This is a genomic window from Pseudoalteromonas umbrosa, from assembly GCF_030125375.1.
Taxonomy (GTDB): Bacteria; Pseudomonadota; Gammaproteobacteria; order Enterobacterales; family Alteromonadaceae; genus Pseudoalteromonas; species Pseudoalteromonas umbrosa.
Map to the genome: position 1 here is coordinate 815,180 of NZ_JASJUU010000001.1, position 13,689 is coordinate 828,868.

The 13,689-nt window shown below is 39.0% G+C and carries 14 protein-coding genes; all 14 read left to right on the plus strand.

The features are described 5' to 3' along the window. Positions 1–115: 115 nt before the first annotated feature. The 14 genes from QNM16_RS03530 to QNM16_RS03595 all read left to right on the plus strand — a co-directional run bounded on the left by QNM16_RS03530 (position 116) and on the right by QNM16_RS03595 (position 13,689). Positions 116–553: a hypothetical protein gene (locus QNM16_RS03530; protein ID WP_284019199.1), complete on the plus strand. Its 438-nt coding sequence runs from the start codon at positions 116–118 to the stop codon at positions 551–553. Positions 554–783: 230 nt separating this feature from the next. After that, positions 784–1,173, plus strand: a complete 390-nt coding sequence (locus QNM16_RS03535) for a hypothetical protein (RefSeq protein ID WP_284019200.1) — start codon at positions 784–786, stop codon at positions 1,171–1,173. Between the two features lie 238 nt (positions 1,174–1,411). After that, positions 1,412–1,852, plus strand: coding sequence for a GNAT family N-acetyltransferase (locus tag QNM16_RS03540; protein ID WP_284019201.1), 441 nt, complete (start codon positions 1,412–1,414; stop codon positions 1,850–1,852). 73 nt (positions 1,853–1,925) lie between these two features. Next, a complete protein-coding gene (locus QNM16_RS03545; RefSeq protein WP_284019202.1) occupies positions 1,926–2,504 on the plus strand; it encodes a pyridoxine/pyridoxamine 5'-phosphate oxidase in 579 nt (192 codons plus the stop codon). A gap of 50 nt (positions 2,505–2,554) precedes the next feature. Then, positions 2,555–2,989: a hypothetical protein gene (locus QNM16_RS03550; protein WP_284019203.1), complete on the plus strand. Its 435-nt coding sequence runs from the start codon at positions 2,555–2,557 to the stop codon at positions 2,987–2,989. A 188-nt stretch (positions 2,990–3,177) separates the two neighbouring features. After that, positions 3,178–3,765, plus strand: a complete 588-nt coding sequence (locus QNM16_RS03555; protein WP_284019205.1) for a hypothetical protein — start codon at positions 3,178–3,180, stop codon at positions 3,763–3,765. A gap of 511 nt (positions 3,766–4,276) precedes the next feature. Further along, a complete protein-coding gene (locus QNM16_RS03560; protein ID WP_284019206.1) occupies positions 4,277–4,615 on the plus strand; it encodes a DUF6404 family protein in 339 nt (112 codons plus the stop codon). Positions 4,616–4,721: 106 nt separating this feature from the next. After that, positions 4,722–5,042 (plus strand): hypothetical protein, encoded by a 321-nt coding sequence (locus QNM16_RS03565; protein ID WP_284019208.1) that lies wholly within the window; start codon positions 4,722–4,724, stop codon positions 5,040–5,042. A gap of 108 nt (positions 5,043–5,150) precedes the next feature. Further along, complete coding sequence (locus QNM16_RS03570) at positions 5,151–5,573, plus strand: HEAT repeat domain-containing protein (RefSeq protein ID WP_284019210.1); 423 nt, start codon at positions 5,151–5,153, stop codon at positions 5,571–5,573. A gap of 75 nt (positions 5,574–5,648) precedes the next feature. Continuing rightward, entirely contained in the window at positions 5,649–6,011 is a 363-nt protein-coding gene (locus QNM16_RS03575) for a hypothetical protein (protein ID WP_284019212.1), read from the plus strand. 284 nt (positions 6,012–6,295) lie between these two features. Continuing rightward, positions 6,296–6,982 (plus strand): SDR family NAD(P)-dependent oxidoreductase, encoded by a 687-nt coding sequence (locus tag QNM16_RS03580; protein ID WP_284019213.1) that lies wholly within the window; start codon positions 6,296–6,298, stop codon positions 6,980–6,982. 508 nt (positions 6,983–7,490) lie between these two features. After that, positions 7,491–9,941: a LodA/GoxA family CTQ-dependent oxidase gene (locus tag QNM16_RS03585; protein WP_284019215.1), complete on the plus strand. Its 2,451-nt coding sequence runs from the start codon at positions 7,491–7,493 to the stop codon at positions 9,939–9,941. 50 nt (positions 9,942–9,991) lie between these two features. Continuing rightward, positions 9,992–11,104 (plus strand): tryptophan 7-halogenase, encoded by a 1,113-nt coding sequence (locus tag QNM16_RS03590; protein ID WP_284019216.1) that lies wholly within the window; start codon positions 9,992–9,994, stop codon positions 11,102–11,104. Positions 11,105–11,499: 395 nt separating this feature from the next. After that, entirely contained in the window at positions 11,500–13,689 is a 2,190-nt protein-coding gene (locus tag QNM16_RS03595; RefSeq protein WP_284019218.1) for a LodA/GoxA family CTQ-dependent oxidase, read from the plus strand.

Below are 13,689 nucleotides of genomic sequence, written 5' to 3' on the forward strand. Positions count from 1 at the left end.
CAATCTTATGAGTAAGGGTGGAAGTTTTTTCGTGTATGCCCCTATAGTTTTATCGAGGGAAATCGCGGATGCTATCCACTTCTTATTGAAACGTAATTTGTATAAGGTGGAACACTTGAAAACTTTAAGTACGTTATTAATTTTATTTAGTTTTAATACGTTAGCATGTACTTGCCTAGGTTATGATATAAAAGAGGCATTTAATGATTATCCAATTGTTTTTACTGGGACAGTTGAAAAAATTGAGATAATAAAAACTAAGGAAGAGGGTTGGTTTAATTACTCTAAATCAATGGCAGTGACTATAGCTGTAGAGCAAAGCTATAAAGGATTTATGGGTGAAAAAGTATTAGTGGCAACAAGGGAAGACCCTGCTGCATGTGGCTTTCCCTTTAAACAAAAGGGGAAATATGCTGTATTTGCCTATCCCAATGAAAAGGGGCTGTTTGTTGGTGCTTGTAGTCCAACAATTCATATGGAAAAACGTGAAGAGTACTATGAAAAAGAAAGACATCGTGTAGTTAATTTCTTAAAGCAAAAAGCGGGCATTTAGTAGGGTTGTTTAATTAATTCTATACCAACTTGGTGGTGATGTTTTGCAGTATTAGCATTAAAATCGAATCAAAATTAGAGAAGTAATACTGACTTTTGGAACTCTACTTGTTCTTTATATAAAAACATAACAAATCAACGCAAAGGCGATTAAAGCTTGGCTTGGACCGTACTTTAACAATAATAGCTAAGTTAAATTAGTTTATTATGCAGAAATTAAGGGTTATTAGTTTGAAATTGGCAATCAAAGGTTTAAGAAATTCAATTATTACCGGTTGGGGATTGTCTTTTTTATATATGTGGTTCTTGACTGACTTTAATGTGCTGTTTTTTCACTTGCTTTTCGCATCAACATTAGGTGGTTTAGTTAGTTCGGCGGCATTGGTATTTTATGTTTTGCCTATACACTTTTGGATGAGCCATAATGAGCTCGTTGGATTGAGATATTATTTAATGGTTGGTGTTATTCCATCAATAGTATTTATATTTATACCTGCTTTTACTGATGTAACGGGTCGATTAATTATTGAATCAATAATAACTTATGCATTGTTAGGTGTTGTGTTGACTACTGTGTTTTGGTTTACGGTATATTATCGTAAACCAAAAAGAACGGATTAAAAGAGCTGAAAAATAGTTGGCTTTGTACGTTTCCCATGCATATAAGCCAAATATTATTAGCCATCTATATATGGAATTGGATGACCATCGGCTCTGAATTTTTAAGTATTTTTGTTTAATCAAATCAGAATACGGTGAAATATGATAATTGCCCAATTCAATAGGATGTCATTGAGGCAGGTTTGTGCTTATTTTTCTTTTAGTTTTAGCCTAGTGTTTTCAAAGGAATTAACACCATATGAGTGTTCGAGAGTTTTGTGAAAAAGACTATCCAACAGTTTTGGAGATTTATTCGAAGTCCAAATTGGATGAGCTTAGTTTTGAGAAAAAGGCGTTTACGCTTTTACCACTAGAAAATGATGAAAAGAGAATGTCTGCGCTAAAAGAATCAAAAATATACGTTTTTGATGATGGTAAGCTCCTTGAGTATGGTGCGATATTTGAGTCAGAGATTAGAGCTCTATTTGTTAGCCCTAGCGCAAGAGGAAAAGGTATAGGAAGACAGATACTTGAACACCTATTGTCACAAATAAGTGGGAAGGCTAACCTGTTTGTAGTCAAATCAAATAAACCAGCAAAGGCACTCTACAAAGAATATGGCTTCGAAGTGTCTGATGAATTTATAACTGAATATAATGGTGAGTCTGTATGTGCTAATAAAATGGTTCGCATAAATTAGTAGCGCCATAAGGGTATGGCATGCAGGTCTTTGGTTATTGTTTACGATGTTAACCTAAATGAGAACGAGGTTCATGGAAAGTCCTATAAATAAATTTAAAGTTTGGTGGCAGGAATCGCAAGTAGATAGTCCGTTAAACCAAAAAAGTGCTGTGTGTGTTTCGACTATCGACAAAAATGGGTTTCCGTCGGGAAGATTTGTTGATTTAAAAGCCGTTAGTGACGAGGGTTTCGTTTTTTGTTCCTATTTAGATTCCGCAAAAGGCAAACAGATTTCGGATAACCCAAAATCTTCGATGACTTGTTGGTGGGATCATGTTGGCTATCAAGTTCGCATTATTGGTTATGCAGAAGAAATAACTGAAATAGAAGCAGATTATTTTTGGGAAACAAGAACCAGAAGTGCTCAGTTAACGACTAGCGCTTTCGTTCAAAGTGCGCCGTTAGAATCAGAAACCGCTTTAGCAATGCGCTACCAAAAAGCCTCGGAAAATTTTAATGGCCAACCTGTCCCAAGGCCAAATAATTGGGGAGGTTATATCATTAAGCCTGTTGTAATAGAGTTTCTTACTTTCCGAAAAAGCAGGCTACATTTGCGGGAGTTATATGAAAACACAGGTGTTTATTGGTGTAAAACATTACTCCAGCCGTGAAAAGAATTACAGTGTTATATTTTAACACAGGTTTTAAGAGGTAGATTCAATTGAAAAATTTCAAGGAAAAGTATGTTACTGTTACTTTTTCTTTTCTATTTCAATCTAGCAGATCTGCAAGAGGTGGTTTTAAATACATACATCAGAGAAATAACCCTTCTGAATGTAATATGAGGGAGGTGGAAAATGGAACGGTTGTATTGCAGGTTACTAGGCTTGTTCGTAATAAAAATGAGGATATCTTTCAAGAGAGAGCTGAGTTAGAAAGTGATATGAAGTATTACGGAGGGAAATTTTTACATCAAAAGTACCGACTTGTTTCATCTAATGGCAAATTAAGTAATAAGAAAATATCTAAAACATCCAAGCTTTTAACAATGCTAACACCTCCAAGGGATGCTCGGAATTATATTCAGAAAAAAGTACCTTTCTATTCATTGGCTCTTGTGTGTGTGTTTTATTTAGTTGTACTTTGGGTGAAATGAAATATGACACGCGCCCATATTAAAAAGGACACAAAACGCTTGGTTATTGCTCCCTCATTGCTTATTTTAGCCAATCATTTTTGCATCTTAGGTGGACGTTAAGGTTTCACAGGAAGATTATGCTAAATCGAATTATTCTAATATTTTTAAGTGCTATATTTATCTCGACATTTGCACATGGGGAAGTCGTGACAGATAAAACCAAAAAAGGATGTTCTGCGACAGAGTGGCGCCACATGTATTTTATTGGAATATCAAAACAAAACCCAAATAAGATAGATTTATCGGAAAGACAGGTACAAGGTCTGCTTTCTATGGTTAATGTCGGCCCTGCAATTTCTAATGGAGCTGCTATTAAGCCTGAATACCTTATTAATTCAAAAGGTACTACTCCCTGGCTTGCGATGTTTGCTTTAGTGCAGGCTAAACAGCCCTCTGTGCTTCCAATAATTGCAGAAGGGAAATCACGTATTCATATACCCACACAATTTATTAGTAATACTTTTAATAGTCATAACAATTGGCCTCCAGAGGTGTTAGCTAAATATGATATGACATTGGAGGGGTATAATGTGTTTGTAGTACCTTTCCTAATTCATTTTAGCGCAAACCCAGTCAATGATTTATCTCAATCACTGAAGACGCCAGATGGCAATCTGGAAATATTTAATGTCAATGAGTTCTCGGAGAAATCACCTGAGGAGTTTCTAGTTAAACTATCCGATATAGTGAAATTTATTAAGAAAAATAGACCTGTGATTTCGCAAGCAGAGTAGCTTTAACAAGTCAAAGCATGTGGAGTTGGTTAAACTGTCATTTTCCTGTTCGAAACAGCTGCTAATTGTTGACTTGAGGCAAGTTTTAGGAATTCAATGTCAAGTTTAGTGTCAAAATTCCCGGATTTATTGGTGTCATTCTCAAAGGCTCTTTATTATTAATAAATCAGCACTTTTAAAACTCAGTGCTAGAGTTGTAGTTGATTGTATATATACTTTTATTGATAAGGTGTTGTTATTTGTCTAGCGTTAACAAATGATTTTAGCTTTTGTAAATCGATAGGCTACTATGATAGCCGTAATGTGGAAACTATATTTATTTTATTTAATGAACTTTATGGGTAATTAACTTTTTATGTTGAAAAGTGGGTTGTGCAATCAATAAAGTGGTGTTCTTTTTAATTGTAGTTTATGCCTGAGTGGTGTGTAGAGCCTGCGATGTAGTGAAAGCATGTTATCGCAAATAATTAAAACAAAATATTTTTGATTGGTTATTATGTAGGAGGGGTATATGTCGTATTCGAAAAAGCTTGAAGCAGCGCTAATAGAACTCGAAGAAGCAAATGTTAATAAAACTAACGCAATGCCACCGCCATATAAACTGTTGCGCAAAGTTGGCTTTGAAATTATTCCTTTTCATTACAACAGATTTTCATCGAATTTTTTGATGGCTTCAGGTTGGTTTGTACCAATATCGTTTTTGTTGGCTTTTTGGCATTTAGATGGTGCGTCATTCTCGACAATGGTTATTTTTAGTATGTTTAGTGGGTTGATGTTAGGGTTATGTGCAGCAGCTTACTATAGTAATAGCGCCAAAAAGTATAAATTAAGCACTTGGGAGGAGCTATAGCTAAGAAACGTAAATAATGATGCCAAACGCATGGATATCGTTTGTTCATTATTACTAGGTGTTGTCCACATCTCATTTCGATGCTACCTAAATCAATGAAGAACAGGTGCTTATTCTTGTTATAAAGAAAAATAATATCCAGTTTATGTGTAAAAATACTAAGTTATTAATATTAACTTTTATCGTTATACCTATTTTTAGTCATGCGTGTGATAAAGGTGAAGCTGCTCGAAATGGATTTAGTGCTATTTATGAAAAGTATCCAGAATATAAGCATCACATAGGGATTTTCACAATTGAAGAGCACGATGGTATTTGGCTTTTGTTGAGAAAGCAGCAAGTATTTAAAGCGCAGCCTAAGGAATACCCAAGAGCTGTAATTGACAAAAAATCGTGCAACGTTACGCGAGTTGTTTGGTCTAAATAAAACATATTATGCTTACAAACCAATGACTCGAAATACTAGGGTTGCTTTCCTACGCAGTGCTAACTTAAGCCAGTTATTTTGCCGGTTTGGTGAACATTAGGACAGTACATGATGATAGAGTCAGCTGAAGAATTCAAAAGGCTTAGAGAAAGCGAAGCTCAAGACGAATATTTTCGCGCTGCTCATGACGAGGCGCCTATACAAATATGGGAAGAGGTTCTCGTGAAGTATCCAGACTTAGCCGTTTGGGTAGCGCACAACAAAACTGTACCTGTGGCAATACTTGAAAAGCTGGCAGTAGATAATGACCCAAAAGTCCGTGGAATGGTAGCTCGTAAAAGGAAAATACCTGAATCACTGATGTTGCAGTTAGCAAAAGATGAAGATGAGTCTGTTAGGCATGCGCTTGTAAATAATAGAAAAGTGACAGTGGCGGTTTTGCAGGTACTAAGAAATGATTCTTGGCAAGTTATTAGGGAAGTGGCTTCGGATAAACTTAGCGCACTAACAAGCAAAAGCAGCGGGCGCTAAGTAGCCGACTTGCACTCATTATTTGCTTGGTTTACCCTGCTTTTTTGTCCCCTTTATGGTTGGCGTTAGGTATTCATGAAATTTCTCTACAAATTTGCATGTTTTGATTGTCGAGTAGCTTTCAAAAGGCACGCAACTCAAGAGTTAAATACGGGGTCCACTTGGCAAGCTGATTCTGAGGTTGTGCACAATTGTCCCAATTGCGGTCGTAGAATGGCCTTTTTAGGTCGCAACTTTCGCGCACCAAAGCAATCGGATAAAAATAGGTGGCAGTCAGCAATGTTACTTTGGGAAGCAGGGTTTAGGTACTGTGGTAGTGGATACCATGACGACCCAGTTCTTCCTGAAAGTAAAGCTGAAACAATAGAGTTTATAAAAAATAATCTTAGTCACTCTCAAAGAATTGCAAGCTGTATCTATTGGGAAGGGTATAGCTAACAAGCAATTTAAATGGTGCTATACAACGGACTGAATTCTATTCACAGAAACTTTATTCCTTCAATAGGGCACCGGTGCTCTCCTTAAATTTACTTAGTGCGAATCAAAATAACGACTTCATATAACTAATTAAAGTAATGAGTTGAGCTGACAAACGCCATTTACCAGAGTCGAAACTAAGTTATTTTTAAAGCAAATATGACGGTGAGATCTGGCTTTAACTATGTAGGTAAAGGCTGTAATTTAACAGATGTTATATTGACCAAAAATAAGGATAGAGCGGTATGAAACGAAATATATTAGTCATGGGTGCAAGCAGAGGGATTGGTTTAGCTGTAGCACAATTTTATCACGCGCATGGAGATAATGTGATTTCTGTTTCGCGCACGCCATCCAAAATTGGCCAATGGATTGAAGCTGATATTTCTTATATCGCGGGTATACAAAAAGTGCTTGACGCAACGTCCCATCTTACCATTGATGCTTTGTTGTATATGGGTGGAATATGGGAGGAGAATGCGTTTACTCAAGACTATAACTTTGAGAGAAGTCCGCATTGTGAAACACAAAATATAATCAATATTAATCAGATTGCACCCATAGAACTCGTTAAGGGCCTCCTACCTAGTTTAAGAAAATCTGAAAACCCCAGGGTCATATTCATAGGTGCTACATCTGGTCTTGATATTTCTACAACGTCTGAAGTCGCATATTCCGCCTCTAAATTCGGATTACGAGGTGCTGTGCATTCATTGCGAATAGGGTATAAAAATGAAGGCATTGGATTTACAACAATAAACCCAGGCTTGGTGGGAACCGATGAAGTATTGGCAGATATTCATTCTGGCGAATTTGCAGGCCTCATTCCAATACCTTTAGAGGATGTGGTGAGAACGGTCGATTTTGTCATGCAATCAAATATCAACACAGACATTGGTGATATAACGCTTACTCAAAAATATACTACCTGACAATACGACCACTAAACCATGCTGAGTCTAGCGTTGTTACTGTTTCTTTTGTGAGAGCTGCGACGCTGTTAGCTCATTTTTTCATGCAGGAGCATCGATGCCCATATAAGCATCCCTGAGTTTTATGAGTAATCTATTTTTTTCACTTCAATCATGGCTCATCAACACAACTTACTCGCTCTTATAGCAATTAACTCTCGCGTTTCGCGTAATAATCTGTAATGGATTGTTTTCGATTTGTTACTAAACTTAGTGCCTTATTATTCAATTAAAGTCTAATTGAAACTTTACAAGGAGAGGTTATGCCTACAAGTTTGGTTTGCGTTTTGCCGTGTTGGTTACTGAAGGTGACTGGCAGCCATACCCAGCAGTATTTTGCGCTATCCAACACTTCTCCTTTTCGTCATTTGCTTTGTAAAAACCGAGTTTGAGATAACGCGTGTTCATTGCTCGTTATGTTTCGGCTCGGTCAGTTGTGCTTCAAACTTAATTTAATTAAGGACAAACCATGTCAAATTGCCAATATAAAATTTATCCACCATTGGGTATTGCTAGAGTAGGAAACGGTCCTGCAATTAAGTCGTTATCTATATCGACCCCCGAAGTGCCTTGGGCACATTTGTATGACACTAATGTTCAATATTTGGTGACCGAGCATGAGTTGGTGGAACTGGTAGAGTCATGTTTTGGTGATAAAACTGAACAAGCCATTAGCCAAATTCATAAAGGCTTGAATGAAGAAAAGACATCCAAGCTCGCTCAAGATGATATTGAAACACTCACAGAGTTACTTGATTTATCTCATTTAGTGCCGAAAACGCAGATCTCACGTAGCCTTGATAATCTTGTGTTAGAGAATACGAGTGACATTTGTTCAGTGATACAGCAACTAAAAGATGCCATCTTAAAAGTGTTGAGCGATCATTATTTGCATGCAGTAAAAAAGCAGGCACAAAACTTTTATATCTATAAATGTGATGAAAATGGCAACCCAACCGAAAAGCTTCAACTAGGCGAAGGCGATAAGGTTACTTGGCATGTTGAGGTGGCAAATAAAAAGTCTTTTTGGTATGACTACAACAACGCGCTTGATTTGTCTTTGCAGACAGAAGGGTCTGGCAATCTGAGTAAAAATGTCAGCAAACATCGTATCGCACCAGCGCAGACGGCAAAGCGCAGAAACCCGAATGTGACCACAAATGGCTTAAGAAAGCAGTTAGTGATCTCAAGCAAAGGGTGCATTTCAAATGGACATCATGGCCAAGTTGCACTTCGTGGAAAGTTTCCTGCGAATGAACCGAATGAAAAAAATCGTCTGAGTGACTTGCTCAACTTACAAGAGCGTCACAATGTATTACAAGGCAGTCTTGAATGTGCAGAAGACGGTACACTTCGTTTTTATGCGGGTAACGGCATATCACAAGCCTTATCGCCATCATCGCTAAATACAGACTTTGCTGATAATTCAAATTGGTTTGATGATATTTGCGATGGTCGTATAACCGCTTTAGTCGAACTTGAAGAAGGTGGTTGTTTTGAGCTTAATGATGAAAGTAATAGTGCTTGGATAGCGACGACTCCACCAGATTATGCGCCACAAATTGAGCCTTTGGTGACTATGTATGACATGGTCACAGGGGCCGCACTCAAAGAAGGCGATTTAAATACATTAGAAACACAATTTAGCGATGTTTTTCCAATTTTGTACCGTTTGTACAGAATGCAGTGGGTGAATCAAGCGGACTTTACGGATAATGCCGTCAATACACAAATTCGTGAATTGAATAGCGAATTGAAATTTGCGCAGCTATTAGATACATCGAATGCGGCTAAATCACTGCGTGAGGGGATCTTTAATCAGTTTAGAAACCCACTGTTTGATGAAGGCGTGACCGACGATGATCCTAATACAAGTGGCAGTATTTGGGTGAGTGATAGCCGCATCATACCAAGTAAGGACAAAACGAACATAGCGGAGCGTCCCGCGACTTACCCGTTAAAACTGCCTTTTTACCCTAATGATGGAGTTGACTACCCGGGTAGCCCGATGCAGTGGTTTGCTATCCCTCCTTTCATGTATCAACATCTACAAAACTGGGCAGCAGGGAAGTTTAATGTTACGCAAGCTGAAAAAGAGTGTGCAAACACAATTGAAGAACTGGGCATTTTTTACAGTGAACAGTTTAAAGCCTCTCCAAACAGTGCACTATTGTGCGCGCGCGCCGCACTAGATGCTCTATATGGAGGTGGGTTTCACCCTGGGGTTGAGTTAACTTGGCCGATGCGTCATAACTTGATTTACAGCCAAAATGAAGCCGTAAGCAGTGTCACCCCAGATATCAGTTTACTGGGCTTAAGGGAATTTAGGCTCAAACAAGATCCGAAAGGACTCAAGTCTGAAAATATGTACCAAGACTTTGGTTACTCGATAGGGGTCGAAAATGTCACAGAGTCCGTTATTCCAAACTCTGATGCAGCATGGTTATGGCAAAATACACCGGGCGATTTGACTAAGTGGATGGGGATACCTTGGCAATCTGATGCCGCAAGTTGCCAAGCCGTTTACACTCCTGAAGACTTCCCAATTCCGTCGTGGTGGGCAGCAAATTTGCCAGTTCATGTATTGCCGCTAGCAAGGTATAACAAATTTAAAGATAGCCAATCTGCAGATTTACCTGAAATTAATGGTATGACACACAGTATTGCGCAGGGCATGTCTGAGTCTACTTTTGAACACTTACGGTTGGAGCAATTTTCACAACGTTTAGAGTGGCTTCATACGGCTGATCTTGGTTTTGTTGGCTATCATGCGGAAGGTGGTTACACCAATGGCTTGATACAAATGGTGAGTCAGTGGAAAAACATGGGCATGGTGATGGCGAGACCTGTCGAAAACCCAGGCTCTTCAGGTATCCCAAATGTGGTCTATGTTGCTTACAGCGAAGCAGATAAAGATTAATTCTAATGAGTGAAAAAGGCACTTCGGTGCCTTTAAACAGGAAATAGTAAATGAGCGATGTTTTAGAGTGTGACTGTCTCATTATCGGTGGTGGGATAACTGGCACGGTTGCCGCAAAGCTGTTGCTTGATCATGGCTATAATGTAGTGCTTGTGGAGGAAAGCTCCTCCTCAAAAATCCGTCTGGCTGAAAGCCTACCGGCAAGCATAGAGCCATTATTGGCGCGTATTGGGGTTTTTGAATTGCTGATGTCAGGGCCGCATGTCCGTCATTCGGGGATGGTTTCTTCATGGGGCTCACCTTTTCTGCAAACAGCGCCTTTAGTGGCGGCACATCATGGTTGGAAAGTAGACAAGCAGTTTTTTATTGAACAAATACGCTCAACCTTACCAAAACAATCCACCTTATTAGGCAGAGTAAAGGACGCTCGTCGTGTCGATCAAGGCTGGCAGTGCAGTATCAATTGTGCCAATACTCAAAATAAACTGGTGATCAAAGCGCGATTTGTACTTGATACAAGCGGGCGACAGGGCTATTTACCGAGAGTGTTGAACTTGCAACGACACACATTTGATAAGCTCAGTGCATTTGTGACAAATAGTAGGTTAAAAGCGCCCTTACAAAATCAGCCAGCGGTGGCTGTCGAGGCTTTTGAGGATGGCTGGACTCTGGCTTCAAAAATTAATGATGAAGAGTGCATGCTAGCCATCTTTTGTAATCAGTTCACACCTGATTTTGGAAAGCTCAAGCAATGTGCGAGCTGGCATAGTATTGCAAAGAATACACACTGGTTTAGAAAAGTCCTACCTCAAGAGCCATTTGACATAAAAGCACTCAACGCGAGTAGTCATATAATTAGTAAACTACATGGCGATAATTGGCTCATTGCAGGGGATGCCGCGATGTCGTTTGACCCCTTATCTTCTCATGGTATGACAACGGCAATTTATATGGCGGAAAAGTCAGCGCAAGCAATACATAAAGTATTTCAAGGTGAGCAAAGTGCGCTGGGCAATTATAGTGAAACAATGACGCAAATCTACAACAGTTATTTGAATGAGCTGCTGGGACATTATCGTCGTGAGCAACGATTTACGAACTCCAAATTTTGGCAAAGTAAGCAACAGTTTTCAGCGCCAGAAGTGCTTAAAGTTGTAGGCTAAATTTGGTTGAGAGTAAGTGGGTTAATCCAGCTTATGATTACGTTTAAGCACTGTTGATAATATCTAAATTTGATGTGCAATATGTTGGTTAGCTTTGTCTTGTAAGGCTTTGTAATACTTTAATTAAATACTATCAACTAAAGTAACGGGAGTGATTATCTGAGCTTATATGTAGAGGTAATTGGAGTGAGCATATATCAATAAAGTTATTACCTTTAAGCAATAATGGAATATAGAAAAAGCAGTTTTATTGATAAAAACTCGTCTTTTAAACTCTCCTGTATGTGTAAGTGCTTTAAGGTGTTAAATCATTGAGTAAACCTTGTATTTGTTCCCTCCTATTTATTTCAGCTTATGGTTCGGTATTGATTTAATTTAAAAAATAAGGAAAGACTATGGCTAAGTACTATATTTATCCCGCCATTGGTATTGCACGCTTAGGAAATTCGAAATCAGATTTCTTCGTAGGTCCTGAAGTGCCACATCAAGATGTAAACCCAAATTACACAGGTAATAACTTAAAAGCGTGTTACGAAAACTATAGCCTGACGAATCGCCCAGATGTTGAGTTAGATTACAAAGATAAAAAAGGAAGGGTAAAGCGACAAGCGGCACGTTTTAGAATTTTTGAGGTAAATGACAGTGGTCAAGTCACACGTGAGATCACTGCTGATGACGCCACAATTAAGTGGGAAGTACAGTTAGCGAACAGAAAATCAATCAACTATAAGTTCGAAGATGCAATGGACTTGGGTGATGCCTCAAGGGATTGTGAGCTAAGAAATGCGTTCGTCCAAGACCTTAAAAAGCGTAAAGAACAACTGCTCATTGATCCTAAGCCTCGTACTATTAAAGGTAAAAACAAATCAGGCAATGAGTATCATTTTGATGATGGCACCATCTTTGGCGGAACAAGCCAAGAAAAAACCGTTTACCTTGGTGAATTGAGAACTGATGAGCAGGGCAGGTTGCTTGTACTTGGTGGTCGAGGTCACTCTAGTAGTTATGAGCAAAAACCGATTGAAACCTTTGCTAACAATGACTATTGGCATGACGATATCTCAGATGGTACCGTCCGCGCTAAAGTCATCATTAATAGCGAAGAGATAGAAGCTGAGCCTGCTATGGTAGCGGTTACGCCACCCAACTTTGCGCCGAATATGCCAGGTGTTGTGACCATGTATGACGTTGTCACTGACTTGATGCTCAGAAAACATGAACTTCCTTCATATTCTGAAAAAACAGAATTTTATCGTGATATTTACCCTGTCCTTAGCAGCTTAGTTGAAAATCAAGGGGTGAATTTAGGCTACTTTATGGTGTTTGGTGATGGCTCTCCAGGCAACTTCAATAATCCGGTGTTCTTAGACAAGCTGAAATCAAATTGCGGTTCTAATAAGCCTATCAGAGAAGCAGTTTTTAAGCTTTTCCGTCTATCAGAGGAAGACACTAAGGCGCAAAGGAAAAAGCTTGTAAAAGATCTGATAAAGGAAGGTGGCAACGAAGATATTGATCCTGCTTTGAAAAAAGGTATCAAAGAAAACCTAGATAAGGCCATTGAAAAGTCGCAGGCATTATTGCAAGCATCTCAATTGCCGCCTATTTTCGGTGATCTATATGGGGATGATAACGACTCGCCATTAAAGGGGCTTAGTCTGACGCAAACGCAATATAATCATATGCAAAAGTGGGCTGACGGCGATTTCATTGAAGGTGAAAACGCAAAAAGTAATTTAAAACCTTTGAAGAATATTACCGATCCGTTGGAGACAATTGAGCCGGTAAATCGTCGCCCATTTGCACTGACACAAACGAATCTTGAGCAATGCTTAGGTGGACCATTTCACCCTGGCATTGAATTGACTTGGTTTATGCGCCGTTTGAGTATGTGGAATGTGCAAGACAAATTTGATCCAATGCGGCTGAACATCTTGCCAAAAAATGAAGAGGTGCAAGATTACTTTGGGCCTGTTTTAACACCTCATATAGCATTGAAAGAAATGTTTAATGCCAGTGGACCGGGCACACTAACTCGTTTTATGGGCGTGCCTTGGCAATCTGATGAGGGGAGCTGTCGTTCTAATCAAGATTACGATCCGGCTCAGTATTTACCGACAATTACTTATTGGTCGGCGAGAGTACCGAATCAGGTGATGAGTCAGCGATCATTTCAGCAACTTGATAACCATGAACTATCAGAAGTTCAGCGATTTAAGTACTTCAGCTATCGTCAAGACTGGCTAAGGTTTTTGCGAGAAAACCAAGAAAACCCAAGAGTTAAGATGGTTGATAACTGGGATAAAATGGGGATTGTCGTTAAAAAGCCCATAAAAAGCCCTATCTCGCTTGAAGATACAGAGGTCAATGAAGTTTGGGTTGAATCTCAAGTAGACGAACGCTATTTAGTTAAAGATGCCAGTTATCGACAGCTACTTAACATACAGCAACTTGCAGGGCTCGAGAGTGGACAAGGCGTCAGCGCCGAGTCAGAAGGTGCGATAAGTCAACTTGACAAGGAAGAGAGCAAAGCGGCTAAGCAAAATCTTCCTCCGCGCAAAATTATCACACGTCAAAATCAACGATAG